A 22,854-nucleotide genomic window follows, 5' to 3' on the forward strand; every position below is an offset into this window, starting at 1 on the left:
TCACTGCAAATAACGGATCGTTGAAAGGCCCCTCATGCACCTTCATGGACTGAAAGCTCTATTACCGTGGTCACTGCTCGTCATGATGTGTTGCGCCGAAGCCGCCACAGTGGCAGCGAGCGACAAAGCGGTAAGCCTCTTCGAAGCGCAACAATACCGGGCGACGATTGAGGAAGCGGATCGCGTGCTTCAAACCGATCCGGCCAACCCCGAGGTGTTGAATATCAAGGCGTTGGCAGTCTCCGCGCTCGGTGATGACCGCACCGCGATCCGCCTGGTTACCCAGGCACTGGAGGCGGCTAAACAGAATGGCCAGGTATCCATCGCACAACAGGCGACCTACTGGAACAACCTCGGTTATTTGCACGAACGACAACGCAATCTGGACATTGCCCTGGGCTACTATGAAAAAGCCTTGAAAATGCGCCTCGCGGTTCTGAGCGCAGATGACCTGCTGATTGCCGATACCTATAACAACATCGGTACCGCTCAGAGCAAATTGGGCCGATATGAAGAGGCCTTCGAAAACCTGCGCAAAAATCTCGCGCTGAGAAAGCGAATAGTGGGAGACCACGACGCTTCGGTCGCCGTGTCACTGAACAACCTGGGCAATGCCTATAACCTCCAGGGCAACCACCAGGCCGCACTGCCGCTTTTTCAGCAGGCACTGGACATCGACATGGCCCTGCACGGGCCCCGGCATCCGACGGTCGCCATCCGTTGGAACAACCTCGGCGACGCCTATCGCGGCCTGGGCCAGTACGACAAAGCGCTAACCTACCTGACCAAGGCGCTGAACAGTGACCGCGCAACGTTCGGAGAGAACCACCCCAAAGTGATTTTGCGCTACTTCAACCTGGCAAGAGTCTACGAGGCTGAAGGTGACACCGCCAAAGCGCGCGAGGCCTATACAAAAGCGCTGCAAATACTCAGACAGGTCGACCCCGAAGACTTTGCACAAATCCGCTACTTCGAGGAAAAGCTTCGGACATTGGAAGGCTAGTGAACCTGAGTTTAGACGATACTAAAAATCGATACTCTGCCCTGATCTAGCAAAATAAGTGCAAATATTCTTAGCAACAGCAAAAACCGAACAGATTTATTTAATAACCCAGACTAACCCGTAACACAATGCAATCACCCACATATCAACTGAGCACAATATGACCGACAAAAAAAAGACCCTTCTGCATCTTTATCTACTTGAGAATCTGGGAAGCCCCATGCAGTTTACCTGTGAGTGCGGCGAAACTCACTCAGTACTTCTGCAGGATTTCGACCTTGAAAAAACCGAAATCGAACCCAAAAAATTAGTTCGATTGAAATGCGTATATCACTACGAAAAACTTGAGGAAATTCTAAAGTGTAGTACTGAACTGAAAATTCACGCTGAATTCAAGAACACATGGCAGAAAATTTTTGGCGGGATTTTAATAAAATATATAACATGGAAATTCAATAAAAAAACTGAAAAAGGCACGTTATAAAGAATTAATCAACGACAGGCCAATACTGTTTCCAGAGTACTGTGAGAGAGAGGAATGGGCCTTTTATTATAGATTTACTTAAGCGTAGAGGGGCGCAAACGCATATCCCCCAGCAGGCATGAAGGAAAGCCAGTGACCACGGAAATCGAAAAATACCTGCAGATCAACGCCGAGATCGAACGATCCTACAAACAAGCGCTGCGCAGCAAACGCCAGCAAAGTCGGGCGGGCAAAGATGCCCGGCTTGACAGGGCCTACTTCTGGTTTGCCCTGGTCGGGCCATCGATTCTGGCCATACCGCTGACCATTATTGGCAAATGGACTCAAGCCTACTGGCTGTACAACGTAAGTGCGGGACTGATTGCGGTATCTTACCTGGCGATGTTTTTCTACCCGTTGCTGGGGGTGTTGCTGTACCGCGACTCGCTGAAAAAAGTGTTCACCGCGCCCTTCGCCAATTTGCTGGAATTGAACGTCAAAACCCTGATGCAGGTGGAGGCCCGTTATTTACCGGAACTGGCAACCCTCTCGCGCGAGACGCTGAAACTGGGTGCGCTGGAACTGAAAAGCGAGCGCGACAGCCTGGAAAAGCGCACGCATATGGTGGCGGGCGCGCTGGAGAAAGTCGGTATTCTCCCGGGCTTGTTGGCGCTCATCGTCGCCCTTTCCAACCTGAACGATATGTTGGTCAGGGTCGGCATCGCCGAGCGTACGGAGTGGTTATTGGCGATAGCGGCGACCAATACCTTTTTCTTCGTCATGTGCTGCTACGCCCAATTCATTATTGTGCGCTACGAGCGCATGATCGCCCTTACCGAACTGGCCGTGGACTGCAAGGACCGGCAACCAACCTGAGTGTTTCCCTGAGTTGGGCCCTGGTTGCGGAAAAACCGGCATCAGGGACCAACGCACCTTCAGCCCTTCAACTCGCCGGCACGATTGCTCGCCGCATCATCGTAAGCCACGTACAACGACTCGGCGATCTGGCTTTTGATGGCCTTGGTGGACTCCAGGCCCAACACAAACCCTTCGGCCTTGCCGCCGGCTCGGTTGAGTTGTTCGTGGGTGGCAGCGCCGGTGATGGCGTCGAGGAGTTTGGCGGCGTACGGGCCTACGCCTTTGGGCAGGGAGATTTGGTCGATGGACATGGCGGTACCTTTAAGAAAAATGAACGGTAGCGCATAGGACCACTGCCGTGGTGGGCATGGTAGACCAGCTGACAAAGAAAGGGGCTGCTTTGCGCCGAAAGTGGGTAAATACCCTCCCCCGCTTAAACATCAAGCTGGCAGCGTATGGCTCTCATCCATCAGTTGCTTCAGCTCATGTCTTTCCAGCCAGGGCCTGCGTCGGTGGAGCATCCTATGACAGTTGGCACACACCAGGGCTAAATCCTCGAGATGCGTTTTTTCACCGTCCTTGTGCAGCGAGCTGACGGGTTTTGTGTGATGCGCCTCAATAAAGCCAACACCCACTTCTCCGTAAATTTTCTGAAAATCCATACCGCAGCACTCGCATATCAGGCGCCCATATTTGCTCAACGCCAGTCGCTTTGCTTGGCGAACGAGTTCCCCATTTCGTTCTCTGAAAAAATGCAGTTTCTGCTTCATCTTTCCTTCAACGAAACCGTCACGTGTGCCGGGCTTATCCGGATCCAGAGCGTCGGCTTTTTGTCGGCTATGCGCCAAGGCGAAAAGTTCGCTGAGAAAATCATCAACTTCATTCGGTGCTGCCGGGACAGAAATGTCTACGACATCAGATAGGAAGGATTCGATGAAGTAACGCTTGCGCTCATCATTTTTATCGTCTCTTTTCCTGGGCGAATACTTCCAGCGGAAGGTCATCTCATCACCTTGGCCCTCAACTCGATGTATCTCTGCGACCGGGCCCGATCTGGAATGAGGGAAAATAACGACGTAGAAGTTCCCATCTTCTCGCCAATCTATAAGTAACACCCATATCCCAACGCTTAGTTGATCCATGAACAGAAAGGCGCCTTCACACGGCTTGCCATCCGCCCACTGGTGAAAGTCACTCAACTTACCCGGGGCGTGAGAGCGCTCAAGGTTGTATCTACTTTCCCCGTCTCCTGCGGCAGCGGACAAAAGAATAGAGATATTTTTCGCAAGACGTCGCTCCACTGCTCCTCCTAATTAGATTATTGAATGACCATCGATACATCAGAATGCAACGTGATCACGCCTGCCACCCACGCCGCTCATACATCGCCCTCTCCGTCTCCTCCGTCGCCCGCTCCCCCTTGTACGCCAACTGGGTCATCAAAAACCGGTCCTTGATGTCCGTCAGATCCGACGGATCATAGGTTCTGAGCATCGGCGCCAGGTCGATGGATTTGGCGAAGTTTTCGTTGGTCACACTGTAGTAGCCCATGACGCTGCCAGACCAGGGCGAGCTGGCGTCCATCATGTCGATGGTGGCGTCGCGGTAGGCCACGGCGGCGGTTTTCAGCTCAGCGGAGCCGTTGAGCAGAACGGTGAGGCGTTTGATGTTCGCTTCGCCTAGCTGACCGGCCTTGTCGAGCACTTTCAGGCGGCCATCGGCCTCGACGGTAAAGCCATAATCGGTTCCGGCCAGGTCGGGCGCGGTGCTGGCCAAGGCTGATTCGAACGTGGTGAAGGCGCTTTTCAGCACGGCTTGTGCACCATTGAAACGCTCGGCAAAGCGAGGAAACTCAGGCGATTCGGATCGGCCGACCCAGGTGTCGATCACCTGCAGGGGTTCGCGCAGGGTTTGGGCGGCTTCGCTGGGATGGTAGACGGCCGCCGGACCGGCGCTTGCCAAGGCTTGCCTGGCGGCCTCGGGCGGTGCCTGAGGCGTGAGGTTCTGCTCGGAAGGCGCAAGACGCGCGTTGGAAGGGGCTATATGGGCAGCGCTGACGGAGAGGGCCATTTCAATCGGTCCATGATTGGCGGGTTCATGAAGGGTATCGACGCGAAGGGCTCGATCTTTAGGCCCCGCTCCGGTGCGCAAGCCTTACTCTTGCACGCTGCGTATCAGCGTGCCGAACAGGTCCCCACGCGGCATTTTGTCCAGTGGGATGTCGGCGTCCTCGAACCACGCCTGCCCGGCTTCCGGATGGGGACCGCTGAGCACCACCACGCCCTTTTTATAGGTGTAACGCGCGGCCGCCACGTCGCCGTTCTCGTAGGTCGCCAGGGTGGTATAGGCAGAGGCCGAGGTGGCCTTGGGGAAGTACGGGCCATCCTGGTAGAACACTGTATCCGGCTTGCCGTCCCAGGTGACGCGCACGGCGGCGTCTTCGATGCCGCTCACTTCAAAGCCTGGCCGGCCTGCTTCGCTGTCGAGGTCCTGGGTAATCAAGCCGAGGTTGTTGTCATCGGCCAGGTAAGCGCCCATGCACAACCCCAGGTAGCGCCCGCCCCCGGCGACGTAATCGCGGATGGCATCGGCGCGCGCGTCGCCCAGGCTGTCCAGCGCGGCCGGGATGTCCTGGCCGCCCCCCGGTTGCACGTAGAGGTCGTAGCGCGCAAGGGTTTGCGGGGTGATGTCGACCGGTTCATCGGCGCCGACAAAATCGATCTGGTAATGCGGGTCCAGGCGCAGCAGCGCCGCTTTGACGTTTTGTGAACAGTCGGCACAGCCTGCCGGGCCCCGGTAGATGGCCACATGGGTGATCGGCGTGGCGGCCTGCGCCTGAGCGGCGGCGAAAACCAGAAACGTGGCGGCGATGATGTGCAGGTTCATGGGGGTACGCTCTTTGCGGATGGGTTCACGTACCCAAGCCTAAATCGAACAGCCCTTGGAAACCGTTAACAGTTGTAAGCAACCGCCATTGAAATGCCCCTCACCCAGCCGCCTGCGACAACGGTCGCGCCACCTGCTCCAGGGCCTTGCGTTCAGCCGCCACGCCCCAAATAGCCTGCACCACCGCGGCAATGAGCATCAGCGCCGCGCCGATCAGGTAGCCGATCAACAGGCTGCTACGCTGCTGCGTCTGGATCAATTCGCCAAACAACGTCGGCCCGATGATCCCGCCCAGCCCCGTGCCGAACGCGTAAAACACCGCAATCGCCAGCGCGCGTATCTCCAGGGGAAAGGTTTCCGCCACGGTCAGGTACGCCGAACTTGCCGCTGCCGAGGCGAAGAAGAAAATCACCATCCACGCGATGGCTTGCTCGGTCACGTCGAACCAGCCTTGCTGGAAGGCGTAGCCGCTGAGCGCCAGCAACACGCCGGAGGTGGCGTAGGTAAAGCTGATCATCACGCGCCGGCCGATCACGTCGAACAGCCGCCCGAGCAGTAGCGGCCCGCAGAAGTTGCCGAGGGCGAGCGGCAGCACGTACCAGCCGACACGCTCGGCGGGCACCTGGTAGAAGTCGGTGAGCACCAGCGCGTAGGTGAAAAAGATCGCGTTGTAGAAGAATGCCTGGGCAGTGAGCAGGGTCATACCGACCAGGGCGCGGCGGCGGAAGCTGACGAACAGGGTGTGGAAGATCTCCGCCAATGGCGTGTGGTCGCGGGCGTGCAGGCGCAGCGGCGGGCTGGTGACGGGTGCCAGCGCATGGCCCTGTTCGCGCAGGCGCGCTTCGATGCCGTCGACGATGCGCTGTGCTTCGGCGTGCTGGCCGTGGATCAGCAACCAGCGCGGGCTTTCCGGCAACCACAGGCGCATCACCAGGATGAGCAGGCCCAACGCGGCACCGATGCCGAAGCACAGGCGCCAGCCGAGGTCGCCGCCGACGATCTGCGGGTCAAGCAGCACAATGGCGCCGCCGGCACCGAGGGCGGCGCCCAGCCAGAAGGTGCCGTTGATGGTCAGGTCGACCCAGCCGCGATAACGCGCCGGGGTGAATTCCTGGATGGTCGAGTTGATCGCCGTGTATTCGCCGCCGATGCCCATGCCGGTGAGGAAGCGGAACAGCAGAAAGCTTTCCAGGTTAAAGGAAAATGCCGTGGCGGCGGTGGCGCCCACATAGAGCCACAGGGTAATGAAGAACAGTTTGCGCCGGCCCAGGCGGTCAGTGAGCCAACCGAACAGCAGCGCACCCAGCACTGCGCCGGCGATGTAGACGCCACCGGCAAGGCCGATGTCGACGTTGCTGAAGTTCAGGCCCGTGCTGCTCTTCAGCGCGCCGGACACCGAACCGGCCAGGGTCACTTCCAGGCCGTCGAGCAGCCAGGTAATACCCAGGGCAAACACCAGCAAGGTATGGAAGCGGCCCCAGGGCAATCGGTCCAGGCGTGCGGGCAGGTCGGTTTCGAACAGCGCGCCAGGGGTATTTGAGTGTGGTTGGGTCATTGTCACATCCGTCATGTGCAGTGCCTCGTCAGTTATGAGTGAGTCTTTCGAGAGGGAGTTCAACGCCGTTGCGCTGAACGAAGGGGCGGCTGGCGCAGTCGCACTATCAAGCCCCGGCAAGGAACCCACTGATGCCCCTGACCCCTGCTGCTTTCGCGATGCTGTTGAGCCTGGCCGCCGGTACGGCGCTCGCCTCCCAGGAACCGCTGCGCCTGGAGCAACTGAAACGCTGCGGTGACCTGCTGGAAAACCAACAGCAGGACTGGTGCCTGCGCGTGCGCGGCATGGGCGATACCACCGCGCAATTGAAACTGGGCGGCACGGTGCTGCCGCAAGATGCTGTGCAGCGCGACGGCGACCACCTGCGCCTGCGGCTCGATAGCCGCCGCTACCAGAGCGGCCCGCTGTGGCTCGAAGACGGCCCGCGCGCCAGCAACGCCGCCTGGCTGAGCCTGCGCAACAGCCAGGTAGTGGCCGCCGGGCCCAGCGAAGTGGCGAAAAACATGGACGGCCTGACCACCTATGTCGATCTGGTCAGCGTACTGATCGAAGAAGACCAGAATGGCCGCCAGGAAGCCGAGCGCCTGGCGCGCAAATACGGGGCGACGGTGGTGGGCAGTATCGCGCCGCTGAACGTTTTTCAACTGCGCCTGCCCGCCACCGACCTGATCCAGCGCGACGCCCTGGTGCTGCGCCTGGGCAGCGAGACAGGCGTCGATGCGGTGGTCATCGAAGAGTCCGCCGCCGAAGCAGCCGAGCAAGCCGCCCCTCGCCGTGAGGCGCCGAAGAAGCCGGCGCCCGACTCCGATGAATGGGCCGCGAACCGCTTTCTCGATGCGGTGGCCTATTACCAGCGACGCATCCCCGGCCAGCACACGCCCATCGTGCCGCAACCGGTGCGCATCGGGGTGATCGAGCGCGGCGTGGATTTCGACACGGCAGATTTCGCTGACTACCTGGGCGCCTGCGCGCCCCGGCGCACATGCGTCTACGCGGGCGATACGGGTTCGGCGGACAGCCATGGCACCACCGTCGCCGGCATCCTCGCGGCAGGCTGGAACAACGGCGGCAATACCGGCTTTTTGCGTGGCCTGGACAAGGCCGGCGGCGGCTTTGATGTGATTGTCGAGCGCAACTCCGATGCCGGAATTACCGCAAACATCGCTGCGTCAGTCAATCTCGTGGAGGACGGCGTGCGCGTGCTCAACTGGAGCTGGGGCGTTCATCGCGTCGGCACCAAGGACGTCAACGGCCATGACGTCGACTCGCTGGTGCGTTCAGGAATAGCCATGAGCGGCTACGAAGAACTGCTCGAAGAGTTCTTCCTGTGGCTGCGCAAGGAACACCCCGACGTGATCGTGGTGAACTCCGCCGGTAACGGTTCGGCCTTCTCGGGCAGCGACGAGTACCGCCTGCCCTCCTCGTTCATCACCGAGCAGTTGCTGGTGGTGGGTGGGCACCAGCGCAACGAGCGCGACCACGTCGCCGTCGATGACCCCGCCTACGCCGTCACGCGCAGCTCCTCGAACGTGGACATGCGCGTCGACATCACCGCCGCCGCCTGTGCACACGCCTCAACAAAGGACGCCGACCAGGAGGGCGCCGTGCATTGCGGCACCTCCTACGCCACGCCGATGGTCGCGGGCCTGCTGGCGGCGATGCTGTCGATCAACCCGCAGTTGCAGCCGGAACAGTTGCGCACGCTGTTGCGCCGCAGCGCCCTGGCGATCGGCGATAACCATGACTTCGAACGCAGCGACGCCCAGGACCTCACGGCACCGATCCTGCCGTCGGAGCGCAATTACCAGCTCAATGACAAGGATGTGGGGCGCTCGGCGCGGCTGGATATGCAAAAGGCGCTGGACCTGGCGGTGCAGAGTCGCACGCGGGTGCGGTAATGGCGAGCGGCGGCATAATCGATAGTTTGGCCGCCTGAGCCAGGGCTATCGCGCAGCAGCCCCCCACCTCAACGCCGCTGAAGCTTCACACTGGCAAAAGTCGACTCTTCCCGTGCCTGCTCCAGTATGTTCTTGGGTTTGGCCGGCGCCCCCGGCCTGGCCACAGGGCGCGGCGCAATCGGCAGGCGCAGACGCATGTCCGAGCGCTCGTCACTGGGTGCCACGCCGAAGAAGTCCCGATAGCACTTGGAAAAGTGCGGCGTGGACACAAAGCCGCAGATCGCCGCAAGCTCCACCATCGATATAGGGGTCTGCATGAGTAACTGGCGAGCCCGGGTCAGGCGAAGCTTGAGGTAGTAGCGCGATGGCGTGCAGTACAGGTAGCGCTGGAACATGCGCTCCAGCTGGCGCCGCGATACCTGGACGAAAGCGGCCAGTTCATCCAGGTCGATGGGTTCTTCCAGGTTGGCTTCCATCAAGGCCACCACTTCCTGCAGCTTGGGCTGTTGCGTGCCCAGCAGATGCTTGAGCGGCACGCGCTGGGTGTCGCGCTCGTTGCGGATGCGCTCGTACACAAACATCTGCGAAATCGCCGCCGACAGTTCATGCCCGTGGTCGCGTCCGATCAGGTGCAGCATCATGTCCAACGGGGCGGTGCCGCCCGAACTGGTGAAGCGATTGCCATCGAGGCAGAACACGCTGGCGCTGACCGTGACACGGGGAAAGGCTTCCTGCATGGAGGCCATCAGTTCCCAATGCACGCTGCACTGGAAACCATCGAGCAAGCCCGCCCTGGCCAGCGCCCAACTGCCGGTGCACACCGCGCCGAGGCGGTTGCAGTACAGACGTGCCTGGTTGCGCAGCCAAGTGATGTGCGCGGGTGTGGCGGCCTGTTGGATACCCACGCCGCCACACACGATCACGGCATCCAGGTCGCGCTGTTCATGCGCCACCGCATCCGGTGTGACCGACACGCCATCGCTCGCCCACACCGGTTCACCGTTAAGGCTGAGGGTGCGCCAGCGATAGAGTTCCTCACCGGCCAGTTGATTGGCCATGCGCAAGGGCTCGACCGCACAGGACAGCGATATCAGGGTGAATTGGTCCAGCAGCAAAAAGCCGAGGGTCTTGCAGGCAGGCGCGTCAGGTTCCATCACAGTACTCCGCACGCATGATCAGGAGGGCTCAACCACAATGGCCTTGGCCGACTGCCCGTGCTGACGCGCCGTGACCACGCCGATCAAGGAAATCAGCAAGGCCAGGCCAATGGTCGAGGACACTTCGGTGCGGTGCTCCGGCGTCACCATCATCACGGCCAACGCCGCGCAGATGAACACGATCACCAGGTAAGTCAGCCAGGGAAACAGCCACATACGAAAGGCCAGTTCGACGTTCTGCCTGAGCAGCATCCGCCGCATGCGCAGTTGCGAGATGGCGATGACCAGGTACACCAGCAACGCGATGGCGCCGGAACTGGCGAGCAGAAACTGGAACAGACCGGCGGGCATGAAGTAGCTCAGCAGCGTCACCCCCGCGCCGATGATGGTGCTGGCAATCACCGCCGCCCTGGGCACGCCCGCGGCTGAGGTGCGTTTAAGCGCCGCAGGCGCGTCACCGCGTTTACCCAGGGAGAACAGCATGCGCGAGGAGATGTAGATCGAGGAGTTCATGCAACTGGCAACGGCGATCAACACCACCACGTCAACCATGAATTTGGCGTTGGGGACGTTCATCAATTCCAGCGCGCGCTGATAGGAACCCACGGACGCCAGCAACGGGTCATTCCAGGGCACCACGGAGATAACGACGAAGATCGACAGCAGGTAAAACACACCGATGCGCCAAATCACCGAGCGTGTCGCCCTGGCGATGTTCTGCGCCGGATTACTCGATTCGGCCGCGGCGATGGTCACCGCCTCCGTACCGATAAAACTGAACATGATGGTAATGAACGCCCCGACCACCGCCGACAAACCGTTAGGCGCAAAACCACCGTGCTCCTCCATCAACCGGCTCAAGCCACTGGCTTGGTGATCAGGCACCCAGCCCATCAGCACGCTGAATCCCAGGCCGATAAACCCGATAATGGCGATCACCTTGGCCATCGCGAACCAGAACTCGAACTCACCATATTTGGCCACGCTGAACAGGTTGGTGATCACCAGCAGGATGATCGACAACAAGGCGAACAGCCACGCATCGACCTGGGGAAACCACTGATTGAGTACATAACCGGCAGCCAGCGCCTCGATCGGAATCACCAACACCCAGAACCACCAATACAACCAGCCGATGGTGAAGCCCGCCCAACGGCCGATGGCCTGGTCGGCGTAAGTAGAAAAGGAACCGGTGTCGGGACGCGCCACCGCCATTTCCCCGAGCATGCGCATCACCAGCACCACCAGCAGGCCGGAGAACAGATACGCCAGCAACACCGCCGGCCCCGCCGCCGCGATGGCATGGCCGGAACCGACAAATAACCCCGCGCCGATGATGCCTGCGATGGACAACATGGTGACGTGGCGCGGCTTGAAACCTTGCGCCAACTGACCGTTGGAATCGTTGGAATTTAGGCTATTCATTGTTTTTGTTGTTCTCGGGCGACCAATACCCCTCACCTTAAGGGCGCTGCGCCGGGCCAAAGTAGCCTGAGTACGCCATCGTCGTGTCTGATCTCGACATTTGTCGATCGGTTGCGGCGGCTGGCGAGCCAGCGCCTGCAACCGACCGCTCCTCAGGTTGCGGTACCGGCCTTGAATAATTCGCTCATGAGTTCGGTGGCCGCTCCGTGCCCGAAGACATGCGCGGAGTCACGCTGGGAGGGGTCCAGTGTGCCTTCGCCTCTGATGCTCTGCCCGGTATAAACCAACGTTCCCTCAAGCACTTCGACTGCGCTGTGATAACCCAAGCCGACCAAAAACGCGCCGGCCCCAGCCGCACGCGCATAACGCTGCTCCTGCTCGGCCGGCGTCAAATCCGACATAGGCGTGAGCCCGCTACCGTCCCGAGCGGGCAGCGCGCCCACGTATTGATCGCTCGCGCTCACCCCGCGCAGCATGTCCCAGGTCTGCAAAATTTCGGCCGGCGAGGCTGACATATGCCCGACAAGCGGCTCGGTAGTTTCCTTGACGCGGGCCTTACCGATATCGAAAACCGCCCAGCGATTGTCAGGAATACGCTCGGATGCAGGCACATTGAGCGCCTTATCCGCCTCCAGCCCGCTGTTATGCACGCCTGCTCGAAAAGGCATGTCGGCAGGTGAATCGAACGCACGGACTTTTCGTTCAGCGCGCTTGTCCGGACCTACCGCCGCAGAGCCACCGTGCTCGCGCATACGTTGGACAGCGGCGGCATCGGGCACCTCCAGTCCCTGTGTCTGGAGCTGCCGGTTGAGCGCCGTCATCAGCCCCGGGTCCGCGTTGCCGGGGGTGGTGTAAAACCCGCCGATATCGCCCATCAATGCGATGGCCACCGCTCTATCGGTGGCGCTTGCCGCACCGCTGCCGGCGCGCGCCAACGCAGCCAGCAAGTCATCGGTTGTTTGTCCCGCCAGCAGCCTGCCTTCCCCCAATAAATGAGCCCCGAGCAGGTTCTGATGCTGGGGGCTCAGGTTCGAGACCACCCGGTGCAATACGCTGGCGACGCCGGCCAGCTCTTGAGTCAGGACGTCGCTGGGTTTGTAGAGCACGTTTCTCGCTGCGACGGTCTGCGCCAGCGCCAACGCTTTGGTGGTCGCCTGAGCGGCCTGGCCCGCCGGGTTGCCATGGGTGATGTGTTGATGCACGGCGTCCTTGGCCTTGAGCACATCATTGAAGACAGCGGCGTCCCTGGCGGCGTTTTCCAGGGCGCTGTCATTCATGAAAAGCCTATCGCCGATGTGCTCGAAGCCGGGCCTTCCCGGGAAGGCTTCGAGCAATTTGTCGCGTACAGCCGGATGGCTCAGCGCATATGAAATTTCATCCATCGAATGCCCGCCATCCACGTAAATGAACAGCGCGGCTTGAATGGCCAAATAGGTTTCAAGGTCGTCCGGGCGGGTGTTGGCATGCACATCCTTGCAGGCACGCACCGCCCCCTGTTCGATCACAATCGAACCCGACGGCCCGTTAACGTAAGTCCCCGTGCCTTTTTCAAACAAGGTCTTCACATAAGAACCCGGCTTGGATGCATCCGGATGCTCGGGATCCTGCATCTCAAGCCTGTCGGGGCAACGGGTGCTGGCGCCGGCCAGCAACTGGCTCTGGTAATCGCTTTCATATTTGATATTGAAAGGCTCATTCAGGCGCAAGTCCCGGGGGGTCGCATCGATATTTCGCAAAATACCGACGTTATGACTGTCTGCCTGCCTGAACAAATTACCTTCTCGGGCGTTGAGTTCAATACGGCCTTTTCCGGGTGCCTTGATGGGATCAAATACGCTGTCCCAATGGCCCGCCGGGAGTTTTGCCGCGACATCCGGCTCATTCCTCAGCGCGTAACTTAAATAACGGTGTTTGTAGATATCAAACAAGGCCGTCCTGGCCTCGGGCGAGATATTCAAGGTCTCCAGGGTTTTCTCGGCACGCGTATAGAACCCCTGGAGTTGATCCAAACCCTCGATGCTCGTGTCGAAACGCTGGTTCTTCCAAGCCGCCTCGTATTTCTCGAACAACGGCGCAGACGCATAATTGTCCTTGATGTAATTGACCTGATTGTTTGAGATAGCGACAAAGGTTTTATAGGTGTCCGGCGAACGGAAATAATCTTGCAGGGCATGCTTGGCATAGTAACTTTCGAACGCGCGCCGCACCGGGTCGTTGACCATTTTCAGCCTCATCGAACCGTCGGCTGCGTGCGGCGAGCCGTTGGCGACCAGCTTGGTCAGCTCGGCTCTACGCTGCTCCGGATCGATAAGGCCGCGCAGTCGGGTAAGGATCTTCTGGGTTTCGGTTTCAGCCGGCCCCGCGATCCTGAACCTGTTCAAGCCCAGGCTCAGCGCGCCGTCCTTGATGGACGCCTTGCCCGGCGCGATACGGTCCTGAGAGTGTTTTTCAACGATATCACTGTCAATCACGGCGTTATAAATAGCACCGTTCCTGATTTGCGCGACCTGCGGGCCGTCGTACAGAAAACCGACGGGGCGCTCTTGCCCGTCGGCTTTGAGCGTGACTGTGGGCAGGGCATTGGAAGTGACTTCAATAGGTTTGTTTTTTATGGAGTCGAAGTTCTTCACAAACTCGATATTCTTCAATACCCGATTACCAGCGTTAGCCTGCAATTGGGCCGCCGCGCTGGAGCCGTTATCATTATTGATCAGCATAGTGGTTGCCTCTACCTTTGAATAAGGTGGCGAGCGTCGTTGCGACGGTTTATTTGAAAATACTGTGCAGCGATGTCATCAGGTTGAAAAAACCATCCAACGCAATCTGCAGTGTTTTGGCCGACCCCGTGCACGCATCGTCCAGCAGCGCTTTAACTTCGTAACCGCGCAGACCTTTGCCCAACACCGGCTGGCCGGTCACCACCGATGGCAATGCGTGTTGCAGGGAAAGCAGCAGTTTTTCCGCATGGATATTCAGCGTGGCGCTGTTCAGATTTTTCAACTCACTCCACATCCACACCCCATGACGGTCGGCAGTGAGCATGATCGGGCTGATCGTTTTAAAGTTAAGCGCGATCGAGGAGTGGCGATCAAAGGAGCCGAGGCGTTCCTGGGGTACGCCAAGGTCCAACAAGGTTTCGCGGAGTGTTTTCGCAATATCAGAACTCACAGCCTATCCCCTCAGCGTAAGCAGCCTTGCTTCTGGAGTTATAACTGGCGTCCCTGAGTTATCCGTTGGCGCCCTGCTCAGCGAACGTGAGACAGGCGAGAGATGAGTGGCGGCCGTCCACGAACAGTTCCATTGGGCAATAGCTGCGCGATTTGCCTATCAGCCCGCCTGCACCATCATTTGCCACAACGAAGCCCCAACGCCGGTGATGCTCTCGCCGGCAATAAGACCGGCCGCCGCGGTAATTGCAAAACGTTCGGTGAGACGTGGCCGACGACAGCTGACCAGCCAGGTCAGCACCGCTCCCAAAGCCATCATCAGCGAAATGGACGCCGGCAGTACAAACGCCAATCCCAGGGCGGCGGCGCTGGGCAGGTAGCGCGCGCGATGCGCAGACAAGGTGCTGTCGAGCACACCCAGCAACACGCCGATCAAGCCCGCGATGGCGATGGCCCAGCGAATGCTCGGCGATAACGAGTCCAGCCCGTGGGTCAGGGTTTGCGCCACCGCTTTCCAGGTGGCGACGGCCGGGGCCGGCCATTGTTCGGTGAGGAGCATGGTCTGTGGGTCGGGAATCAGCGCCAGATAGGCGAATACGCCGACGATACTGCCGACAAAAATCCCCAGGATCTGCGCGATCACTTGCTTGTGAGGCGTGGCGCCAATCGCCTTGCCGACCTTGAAGTCATTCATCAAGTCCGTGCACTGCCCGGCCGAACCGCCGGCCGTGTTGGCGCTCATCAGGTTGATCGGCACCTGCCCCGGCGCGACGATGCCGAAGCTCAGCTGGGACAATTGCCCAATTGCGCCAATCGGCGGAATGCCGGTGGCGCCCACCACCCGCGCGGCCACGGCGGCCAGGCAGATGGCCAGGGGGATGGTGAGCAGCGCCATCCACGGGTTGATGCCGAACAACAACGCCTGCAGGCTCACGACCAGGATGATCGCCAGGGCAAACCCGGCAGCCGGGCCCCGTTTCGGCAGGGTCCAGGGCGTGCCGCCGTCCGCGCGGGTGGTTCGGTGCAATCCCCACAAGCGAATCGCCAGGGACGCCAGGGTAGAACAGACCATCAAGCTCACGCCGGGCCACAGCAGCCACTCCACCAGTGCGGCGAATTGCGGCCCGCTGCTGCCCGGCGCAACGTGCACCAGCCCGTGCGCCAACAGCCAGGGCCCCAGCCCGCCCCAGGCCAGCAAGGCGCCGAGCAGCAAGGTCAGGCCCACGCGCAGGCCGATGATGCCGCCAAAACCGAGCAGCAACAGCGACGGGTCAGTGGTAAACGTCAGGCGTTCCAACTGGGCCGTCGGCGACCAACGCGGCAACGCCCACAGGAAGGTGTCCACCCACTTGACCAACCCCGACAGCAACGCCGCGCCGAGCAGCACTTTCAAGCGAGTCGCCGCTTCGCGACCGTGGTTGTAGATATGCAGCAGGGTCTCCAGGGTGGCCATGCCTTCGGGAAACTTCAACGCCTTGTCGTTGAGCAACGAGGGCCGCAGGTACCACGCGATCCAGATCCCCAGGAAGCTCACGGAAAACACCCAGGCGATCATCGGGATCGCCTCCAGCTGGTTGCCCGTGAGCAAGGTGTAGGCCGGGATGGGCGCGACCAGCCCACCGGAAATGATCGACGCCGCGGCCGAGGCGACAGTCTGGTTGATATTGCTTTCGTGCAGCGTCCACGGCAATGGCGCAGCAGAGCGTTTGGCCAGGCCCTGCCAGATCGCGTAGCCGATCAGCAACGCGATGATCGACATGTTGAACGACCAGCCGATCTTGAGGCCGGCGTACACATTGGACGGCGTGAGCAGGATACCGAGCAGGATCCCGGTGATGACCGCGCGCAGGCTGAGTTCACGTTCTACGGGAGTGATTGCCGAGGTGGGGTGCATGCAGATTCCTTTCGACGAAAAACAGTGCCACCTCATAAGTGAGCGCTGAAAGGCTCGAAGGTTCATCGATGCGGCTTGCCCGGTAGTCATAGGTGTCTACACGACGCTGTAGTGCCCAACGCTAACCACGACGATGCGAAGCGAGCCGCTCTTGATCTGGCTTTTGATCTTGATCTCAGGCGCCCCGTTAAACCACGCTGGCCGAACGCAGACTTAAATCCGTGGGTAACCCGGCAGGATGCCGGGTTAGCCGCACTGGGCAAGGGATGACCCATTGCGGCGGCCTAGAGGACGCCATCGGGGGCCTAGAGGACGCCATCGGGGGCAAGCCCCCTCCCACATTTGGACCGAGGTGTATCAGCTGGATAACCGTTGGCTGACAGGCGCCATCGGGAGCAAGCCCCCTCCCACACTGAATTCATTTAGCAAACGCGTACTCGCCGCCCTGCTCCACCGCCTTGCGATAAGCCGGTCGCTGCTGAAGCCTGTCCACCCACGCCGCAAGGTTCGGATACGCCTGCAACTTGCCCTGGGCCTTGGCGATTTCGCCGATAAAGCTCATCTGAATGTCCGCCCCCGTCAGTTCGTCACCCACCAGATACGGCGTTTGCCCAAGCACGTCATTAAGGTGGCCGAGGTAGTTGGCCAACTCCGATTCAATGCGCGGGTGCAGCGGCGCGCCGGCTTCACCCAGGCGCCCGACGTAGAGGTTGAGCATCAGCGGCAGCATGGCCGAGCCTTCGGCAAAATGCAGCCATTGCACGTAATCGTCGTAGGTGGCGCTGGCCGGATCGGGTTGCAGCCGTCCCTTGCCGTGACGACGAATCAGGTAATCGATAATGGCCGCCGACTCAATCAATACGCGGGCCCCGTCCTCGATCACTGGCGATTTGCCCAAGGGATGAATCGCCTTGAGCTCGGGTGGCGCGAGGTTGGTTTTCGGGTCGCGCTGGTAGCGCTTGATTTGGTAAGGCAGGCCCAACTCCTCCAGCAGCCAGAGGATGCGCTGGGAGCGCGAATTGTTAAGGTGATGGACGGTAATCATAGGGGAGCAGCTCCATTGGGATTAAGGAGAAGACTACACGACCGCAGTGGAGTGCCCTGAATTCGCCTCATCCCAATCGAAACCGCGCCGTGTTGTCGCTCAACGCCCGGCTGCCCTGGCGCAGGCTGTCGGCCGCCTGATTGACCGCCCGTGCGCCGTCAAGCAGACGCCCGGCCGCCTGGTCGACCTGCTGGATATTGCCGCTCACTTCGTCCGCCGTCGCAGCCTGTTCTTCCACGGCGGCGGCGATGTGCGCCAAAGTGTCGGTGACGTGCTGCACGGCACCGGCAATTTCCCCCAGGCGCGTGCCCAGGCCGGTGACGGATTCGGCATCGGTGAGCGCCTGCTCGCACGCGGCGCCCATCAGGCTGACGGCCTGACTGACCGTGGCGCGCAGGCTGTCCACCGTGCCGGCGATCTGCGCAGTGGACGCCTGGGTGCGTTGCGACAGGCTGCGCACCTCATCGGCGACCACAGCAAACCCTCGGCCTTGCTCACCCGCGCGGGCGGCTTCGATGGCGGCGTTGAGGGCCAGCAGGTTGGTCTGTTCGGCAATGCCGCGAATGGTGTCGACCACCGATTGAATCTGCTGGCCCTGCTGGCTGACCTGTTCCAGGGCATTGGCGGTGTCGCTCAGGCGCTGGTTGAGTTGCTGGATACTGGCGGTGGTGCGCTGGCTGTCGCGGCTGCTGTCTTCGGCGATACGGCGGGTGTGCCGGGCGCTGTCGGCCGCCTGCTCGCAGCTTTTGGCAACGCCCAGGGAAGTGGCGGCCAATTGGGTGGCGGCCGCAGCAATCTGGCTGATCTGGTGTCGCTGGTCTTCGACGTCGGTGAGGGTGCTGCCCGATTGCGCGCTGAGGGTCAGCACGGTGGCGCCCAGTTGCTCGGTCTCATGATTGACCCCAAGCAGGCTGGTGCGCAGTTGCACCACGGCCACATTGAGCGCCGTGCTGATGGCGGCGAGTTCGTCGCGCCCCTGCACCGCCACTTCGACGTGCAGGTTACCGTCACGCAGGGACTCGGCGAGCGTGGTGATGCCACTGGCGCTGCGACGGATCGAGGCTTGCAGGCAGATGAACAGGTACAGCGCCGCCAACGCCAACAGGCTGAACGTGGCCGCCACGGGAATGAAGTGCTGCAACGATTGCTCGCGGTAGTAACTCAAGCGTGCATCGAGCGAGTGCAGCGACTGGCTGCGCAGCGCACCCAATGCCGCGAGCATGGCGTCGACACTTTGATCGAACGCAGCGCTGTCGAGCTTGATGGTGCCGCCGAATACGCCGTCGTCGAGGGTTTTGAGTTCGCTGTCCAGGCGTTGCAGGCTGGCGTCGTATTGTTCGGTCCAGGGTTCAAGGCCGGGGTATTGCTTGGCCTTCAGCGCAGTGGCAGCCTTGACCAACTGGTCCCGCGCATCGCCGATGCGGCCGCGCAGGTCACGCATCTGCAAGCGGCTTTGCAGGGTGAACTGGCCCGAGGCAATGGAGGATTGGCCGACGCTGGCCGTACGGCCGATACGCTCGATCAGGTCCGGTGTGTGCTGGCTGGACATCTGCATCAGCAGGTAGGTTTCCAGCCAGGGATCGAGGATCAGGCCGGCGTCCAGGGTGATCTGTTCGCGCAGCGACTGCATCGCGGTCAGGGCGGCGGTGAAACGATCGTAGCCATCCGGCCACCAGCCGACGGTGCGCAGGGCCTGGGTGTCCATGCCCTTGACCGCGGCCTGCAGCGTGTCGAAGCGCGCCTGGGTAGCGGCGCTGGCGTGATGGGTCTTGAGGGCGTCTCCCAGGGTTTGCAGGCCTTGCTGAATCAGCGGGCTGCCCGCATCCACCTTGGCCATCGCGGCCTGGGCGGCAGGGGTCGGCGTATGCAGGATATCCAGGGCTTTCCAACGGGCGGCCAGGTTGCGCTGGGCGCTCAGTTGCCCATCGAGCAGGTCCAGCGCCAACAGCTGGCGCACGCCGGACTGTTCGCTGGAAATCACCGCGAGTTTGTCGTGGTAGTCCTGGCCGATCATCCACAGGCTGCCGGCGAGCGGCAGCATGAATAGCAGGAACAGCACCTGGAACTTACGCGCGAAACCGAACCGCCCGAGCAGACGGATACCGGGTGATAAAAGTCTTTGCATGCCCTACGAACTCCCCTGAACAACCCCACACTTCACAGCCGGGAATGACTACCGGCAAAATGCCATGTCATTGATTACTCTGGCTCAAGCAAGATCTGGGCCGTGAGATACAAGCGTGACGACACGTGCGATGGCGCTAAGAAACCTTTGATCAGTGCGCGAAAATGGGGCGAAAGCACTCATTATCGGGCGCGCGCCTGTAACCGCCGGGGACACGGCGCGACGCGGGAGAGGTCGAGCGCTGACAATCAAGAACGATCTTCAGGTCAGCAGTTGAGTGATCCACTGAATTTCCCGGGCGATCCCGTGGACTTTCTCTTCCGGCACCGACTGCCTGGCTTTCTCGAAACTGGCCAGGGTCTTTTGTTTCTGCTGCAGCAAGCGCTGCCACTTCGCCACGAACGCGGGACTGCGCGCCAGCAACTGCAGCGGTCCGAAATACAGCTGTTGTTCGGTGTAGGACACAGGCCCGGTCGGTTCGGCGACGATGATTTCGTAGTAGAAGCGGTTCTCGTGCAGCAGCTCTTCGCCCACGATGCGGTAGCCGTTGTGCATCAACCAGTGGCGCAACGGATACTCGCCGCCATTGGGTTGCAGGACCAGGCGCTCCTGGCCATTCAACCGCGCCTTGCCGTTGTCGAGAATGTCACGAATGGTCTCGCCGCCCATGCCGCACAGACTGACGGCCGTGATGGCGTCGCCCGACTTGATGGCCGCCAGACCATCGGCCAGGCGCACGCTGATGTGCGCTTCAAGGCCGTTGTCGCGCACGGTGCGCCGGGCCGCATGAAAGGGCGTGGTTGCAGCCTCCCCCGCCACCGCGCCGGCAATCACGCCACGCCGCATCAGCGCCACCGGCAAGTAGCCATGGTCCGAGCCGATATCGGCCAGGCGCGCGCCGGCCGGCACGTGCGCCGCCACGCGCTCCAGACGCAGGGACAATGTGTGTGGGTTCAACGCGGGTTCCTTTTCATTCGCCGGAAAATCGATCGCGGCTATTGGTCAGATGCAGCACCATTGCCGCCCGCGCCGCATCCGAGTCCTGGCGCTTGATTGCATTGAAGATCGCCTCATGCTCCAGGCTCGCCAGTTGACCCAGCCTGGCAAAATCCGCCCCGCCGCGCTCGTCAGCCTTGACCTGGGTGCGGGGGATCATCGCGGCGCCCAGGTGCTGCATGATTTCACTGAAAAACGTATTGCCGGTGGCTTCGGCGATCAGTTGGTGGAAGCGCTTGTCGTCTTCCACGCAGCTGTCGTTGTTGGCCAGGCAGGCCTGATAGTCGTCCAGCGCCTGGCGCATATGGGCCAGTTGCGCGTCGGTACGGCGCAACGCGGCCAACGCCACCGCCTGCACCTCCAGACCCAGGCGCAGTTCCAGCATGTGGCGCACGCTGGCGACGGTGTCGACGTGCAGGCGCAGACCCTGCCGAGCGTGTTGCTCCAGCACGAACGTGCCGATGCCGTGCCGCGTCTCCACCAGCCCCGACGCCTGCAGCTTGGAGATGGCTTCGCGTACCACCGTGCGGCTCACCCCATGCTCAAGCACGATGGTGGATTCGGACGGCAGTTTTTCGCCCGGCTTGAGCTGGCCGAGCAGGATGCGCTGAGTCAGCGCATCGACCACGCCCTGGGCCAGGTTGGTGGAGCGTCGGCGCACGGGAGGTGCGTTTTCAATGGGCATCGCTAAGGGTCCACGGGGTTGGGCTGGTGGGAGCTTAACATCCCGTTCACCGACGACGCCGAGTTGATTCAAGAGACAGTCAACTTGTATGACAACCAAACTGATAGACCGCTATTCCGCCCCGAAACATCCTGCCGACCGAGCCGTGCTCCGATGATAGAAAACCCCTAATAGCACGAGTAAATAACCAAAATATCATTCCACCCGCGCCTTTATGAGAACAAATACTCATTGCGGCGCATTGCGATTTTCAAAAAACAACTTGTATGATGTCTGGCAACAAAACCACAACCCGCATAAAAACAAATCAGGGGGCGTTTTCCATCGTGAACCATTCCAGCCATGCATCCGCTGCACCAGAAACCGACTCGGTGCTCACCCGCGCCGTGAGCAAAGTGAAGGGCCATGTGCTCCCGCTGTTCGTGGTCATGTTCATCCTCAACTACATCGACCGGGTCAATATCGGCTTCGTGCGCACGCACATGGAGCACGACCTGGGCATCGGCGCGGCGGCCTATGGCTTCGGCGCCGGGCTGTTCTTCATCGGCTACGCGCTGTTTGAAGTGCCGTCCAACATGCTGCTGCAAAAGGTCGGCGCACGCATCTGGCTGACCCGCATCATGTTCACCTGGGGCATCGTCGCCACGCTGATGGCGTTCATCCAGAACGAAACCCACTTCTACATCCTGCGTTTTTTGCTGGGTGTGGCTGAAGCAGGCTTCTTTCCCGGGGTGATCTACTACTTCACGCGCTGGTTGCCCGGGGTTGAGCGCGGCAAGGCCATTGCGATCTTCCTCAGCGGTTCTGCGGTGGCGTCATTGATCTCGGGCCCGCTGTCGGGTGCGCTGTTACAGATCGAAGGCTTCGGCTTGCACGGCTGGCAATGGATGTTCGCCATCGAAGGCCTGGCCTCGGTGGCGCTGGGCTTCTTTGTGTGGTTCTGGCTGGACTCCAAGCCCCATGACGCCAAGTGGCTGAGCCGCGAAGAACAGGATGCGCTGGTTGCGGCCATTGATCAGGAACAGCGTGACCGCGAAGCCCTGACCACGGTCAAACCGACCCTCGGCAAACTGCTCAAGGACCGTCAGATCCTGCTGTTCTGCGTGTTGTATTTCTTCATCCAACTGACGATTTATGCAGCAACGTTCTGGCTGCCGAGCATCATCAAGAAGATGGGTGACCTGAGTGATATACAAGTGGGCTTCTTCAACTCGATTCCCTGGCTGATCTCGATCATCGCCATGTACGCCTTCGCAACGCTGTCCGGCAAGTTCAAGTTCCAACAGGCGTGGGTCGCGGCAGCCTTGTTGATCGCAGCGGCCGGGATGTTCATGTCCACCACGGGCGGGCCGATCTTCGCGTTCGTGGCGATCTGCTTTGCGGCCATCGGTTTCAAATCCGCGTCTTCGTTGTTCTGGCCGATTCCCCAGGGCTACCTGGACGTGCGCATCGCCGCTGCAGTGATCGCGCTGATCAATTCCATCGGCAACCTGGGCGGCTTCGTCGCCCCCACCACCTTTGGCTTCCTGGAGCAAACCACCGGCTCGATCCAGGGCGGGCTTTACGGCCTGGCCGGCACCTCGGTGCTCGCGGCCGTCCTGGTGTTCTTCGCCAGGACCTCACCTTGCGCCGGGCTGATGTCGCCCGGCATTGCGCCCACCGCCAACGCCATCAGCAAACCTCTTTGAGCGTATTAA

Annotated in this window: 19 protein-coding genes; 5 read left to right on the forward strand and 14 right to left on the reverse strand. The window is 60.7% G+C overall.

Translation table 11 applies throughout. The features are described from left to right. Positions 1-34: 34 nt before the first annotated feature. The 3 genes from BOP93_RS17780 (at position 35) to BOP93_RS17790 (ending at position 2,342) form a co-directional block, all read left to right on the forward strand. A complete protein-coding gene (locus tag BOP93_RS17780; RefSeq protein WP_104503778.1) occupies positions 35-1,003 on the forward strand; it encodes a tetratricopeptide repeat protein in 969 nt (322 codons plus the stop codon). A 160-nt stretch (positions 1,004-1,163) separates the two neighbouring features. Beyond that, on the forward strand, positions 1,164-1,487 hold the full coding sequence (locus BOP93_RS17785) for a hypothetical protein (RefSeq protein ID WP_104503781.1): 324 nt from the start codon (positions 1,164-1,166) through the stop codon (positions 1,485-1,487). 132 nt (positions 1,488-1,619) lie between these two features. Then, on the forward strand, positions 1,620-2,342 hold the full coding sequence (locus tag BOP93_RS17790) for a hypothetical protein (protein ID WP_104503784.1): 723 nt from the start codon (positions 1,620-1,622) through the stop codon (positions 2,340-2,342). Between the two features lie 59 nt (positions 2,343-2,401). Here the strand turns inward: BOP93_RS17790 and BOP93_RS17795 are convergent, their stop codons facing one another. The 5 genes from BOP93_RS17795 to BOP93_RS17815 form a co-directional block, all read right to left on the reverse strand. Then, on the reverse strand, positions 2,402-2,635 hold the full coding sequence (locus tag BOP93_RS17795) for a hypothetical protein (protein WP_104503787.1): 234 nt from the start codon (positions 2,633-2,635) through the stop codon (positions 2,402-2,404). Between the two features lie 129 nt (positions 2,636-2,764). After that, positions 2,765-3,625, reverse strand: a complete 861-nt coding sequence (locus BOP93_RS17800; protein WP_237140369.1) for an HNH endonuclease — start codon at positions 3,623-3,625, stop codon at positions 2,765-2,767. Between the two features lie 55 nt (positions 3,626-3,680). Then, positions 3,681-4,394, reverse strand: coding sequence for a hypothetical protein (locus BOP93_RS17805; RefSeq protein ID WP_104503789.1), 714 nt, complete (start codon positions 4,392-4,394; stop codon positions 3,681-3,683). Positions 4,395-4,478: 84 nt separating this feature from the next. After that, positions 4,479-5,210, reverse strand: coding sequence for a BPL-N domain-containing protein (locus BOP93_RS17810; RefSeq protein ID WP_104503791.1), 732 nt, complete (start codon positions 5,208-5,210; stop codon positions 4,479-4,481). 100 nt (positions 5,211-5,310) lie between these two features. Further along, positions 5,311-6,765, reverse strand: a complete 1,455-nt coding sequence (locus BOP93_RS17815) for an MFS transporter (protein ID WP_104503794.1) — start codon at positions 6,763-6,765, stop codon at positions 5,311-5,313. Positions 6,766-6,896: 131 nt separating this feature from the next. On the opposite strand from BOP93_RS17815, the gene BOP93_RS17820 reads away from it, so the two are divergent. After that, complete coding sequence (locus tag BOP93_RS17820) at positions 6,897-8,663, forward strand: S8/S53 family peptidase (protein WP_104503797.1); 1,767 nt, start codon at positions 6,897-6,899, stop codon at positions 8,661-8,663. Positions 8,664-8,731: 68 nt separating this feature from the next. Here BOP93_RS17820 and BOP93_RS17825 read toward each other — a convergent pair whose 3' ends face one another. From BOP93_RS17825 to BOP93_RS17870, 9 genes are all read right to left on the reverse strand, one after another. Then, positions 8,732-9,817 carry a GlxA family transcriptional regulator gene (locus BOP93_RS17825; RefSeq protein ID WP_104503799.1) on the reverse strand — a complete coding sequence of 362 codons (1,086 nt, stop codon included), beginning with the start codon at positions 9,815-9,817 and terminating at the stop codon, positions 8,732-8,734. Positions 9,818-9,838: 21 nt separating this feature from the next. Continuing rightward, on the reverse strand, positions 9,839-11,245 hold the full coding sequence (locus BOP93_RS17830; RefSeq protein WP_104503802.1) for an amino acid permease: 1,407 nt from the start codon (positions 11,243-11,245) through the stop codon (positions 9,839-9,841). 152 nt (positions 11,246-11,397) lie between these two features. Beyond that, a complete protein-coding gene (locus tag BOP93_RS17835) occupies positions 11,398-13,962 on the reverse strand; it encodes a hypothetical protein (protein WP_104503804.1) in 2,565 nt (854 codons plus the stop codon). Positions 13,963-14,011: 49 nt separating this feature from the next. Continuing rightward, complete coding sequence (locus BOP93_RS17840; RefSeq protein WP_104503806.1) at positions 14,012-14,413, reverse strand: hypothetical protein; 402 nt, start codon at positions 14,411-14,413, stop codon at positions 14,012-14,014. Between the two features lie 159 nt (positions 14,414-14,572). Further along, positions 14,573-16,306: an OPT family oligopeptide transporter gene (locus tag BOP93_RS17845; protein WP_104503808.1), complete on the reverse strand. Its 1,734-nt coding sequence runs from the start codon at positions 16,304-16,306 to the stop codon at positions 14,573-14,575. Between the two features lie 418 nt (positions 16,307-16,724). Continuing rightward, positions 16,725-17,351 (reverse strand): glutathione S-transferase family protein, encoded by a 627-nt coding sequence (locus tag BOP93_RS17855; RefSeq protein ID WP_104503811.1) that lies wholly within the window; start codon positions 17,349-17,351, stop codon positions 16,725-16,727. A gap of 67 nt (positions 17,352-17,418) precedes the next feature. Beyond that, complete coding sequence (locus tag BOP93_RS17860; RefSeq protein WP_104503813.1) at positions 17,419-19,476, reverse strand: methyl-accepting chemotaxis protein; 2,058 nt, start codon at positions 19,474-19,476, stop codon at positions 17,419-17,421. A gap of 261 nt (positions 19,477-19,737) precedes the next feature. Then, positions 19,738-20,433, reverse strand: a complete 696-nt coding sequence (locus tag BOP93_RS17865; protein WP_104503816.1) for a tRNA (adenine(22)-N(1))-methyltransferase — start codon at positions 20,431-20,433, stop codon at positions 19,738-19,740. Between the two features lie 13 nt (positions 20,434-20,446). Then, a complete protein-coding gene (locus tag BOP93_RS17870; protein ID WP_104503819.1) occupies positions 20,447-21,157 on the reverse strand; it encodes a FadR/GntR family transcriptional regulator in 711 nt (236 codons plus the stop codon). Between the two features lie 326 nt (positions 21,158-21,483). Here BOP93_RS17870 and BOP93_RS17875 point away from each other — a divergent pair, with 326 nt between their 5' ends. Continuing rightward, the gene (locus tag BOP93_RS17875; RefSeq protein WP_104505316.1) at positions 21,484-22,845 is read left to right on the forward strand and encodes an MFS transporter; all 1,362 of its coding nucleotides are present in this window, start codon (positions 21,484-21,486) and stop codon (positions 22,843-22,845) included. Positions 22,846-22,854: the final 9 nt, after the last annotated feature.

Origin of the sequence: Pseudomonas orientalis, assembly GCF_002934065.1 — a bacterium.
GTDB classification, from domain to species: domain Bacteria; phylum Pseudomonadota; class Gammaproteobacteria; order Pseudomonadales; family Pseudomonadaceae; genus Aquipseudomonas; species Aquipseudomonas orientalis_A.

What these genes read in the sequence shown, in the direction of transcription:
- BOP93_RS17780 (WP_104503778.1), top strand. Translation starts at nt 35, where the DNA reads ATGCACCTTCATGGACTGAAAGCTCTATTACCGTGGTCACTGCTCGTC.
- BOP93_RS17785 (WP_104503781.1), top strand. Translation starts at nt 1,164, where the DNA reads ATGACCGACAAAAAAAAGACCCTTCTGCATCTTTATCTACTTGAGAAT.
- BOP93_RS17795 (WP_104503787.1), bottom strand. Translation starts at nt 2,635, where the DNA reads ATGTCCATCGACCAAATCTCCCTGCCCAAAGGCGTAGGCCCGTACGCC.
- BOP93_RS17805 (WP_104503789.1), bottom strand. Translation starts at nt 4,394, where the DNA reads ATGGCCCTCTCCGTCAGCGCTGCCCATATAGCCCCTTCCAACGCGCGT.
- BOP93_RS17810 (WP_104503791.1), bottom strand. Translation starts at nt 5,210, where the DNA reads ATGAACCTGCACATCATCGCCGCCACGTTTCTGGTTTTCGCCGCCGCT.
- BOP93_RS17815 (WP_104503794.1), bottom strand. Translation starts at nt 6,765, where the DNA reads ATGACCCAACCACACTCAAATACCCCTGGCGCGCTGTTCGAAACCGAC.
- BOP93_RS17820 (WP_104503797.1), top strand. Translation starts at nt 6,897, where the DNA reads ATGCCCCTGACCCCTGCTGCTTTCGCGATGCTGTTGAGCCTGGCCGCC.
- BOP93_RS17825 (WP_104503799.1), bottom strand. Translation starts at nt 9,817, where the DNA reads ATGGAACCTGACGCGCCTGCCTGCAAGACCCTCGGCTTTTTGCTGCTG.
- BOP93_RS17830 (WP_104503802.1), bottom strand. Translation starts at nt 11,245, where the DNA reads ATGAATAGCCTAAATTCCAACGATTCCAACGGTCAGTTGGCGCAAGGT.
- BOP93_RS17835 (WP_104503804.1), bottom strand. Translation starts at nt 13,962, where the DNA reads ATGCTGATCAATAATGATAACGGCTCCAGCGCGGCGGCCCAATTGCAG.
- BOP93_RS17845 (WP_104503808.1), bottom strand. Translation starts at nt 16,306, where the DNA reads ATGCACCCCACCTCGGCAATCACTCCCGTAGAACGTGAACTCAGCCTG.
- BOP93_RS17855 (WP_104503811.1), bottom strand. Translation starts at nt 17,351, where the DNA reads ATGATTACCGTCCATCACCTTAACAATTCGCGCTCCCAGCGCATCCTC.
- BOP93_RS17860 (WP_104503813.1), bottom strand. Translation starts at nt 19,476, where the DNA reads ATGCAAAGACTTTTATCACCCGGTATCCGTCTGCTCGGGCGGTTCGGT.
- BOP93_RS17870 (WP_104503819.1), bottom strand. Translation starts at nt 21,157, where the DNA reads ATGCCCATTGAAAACGCACCTCCCGTGCGCCGACGCTCCACCAACCTG.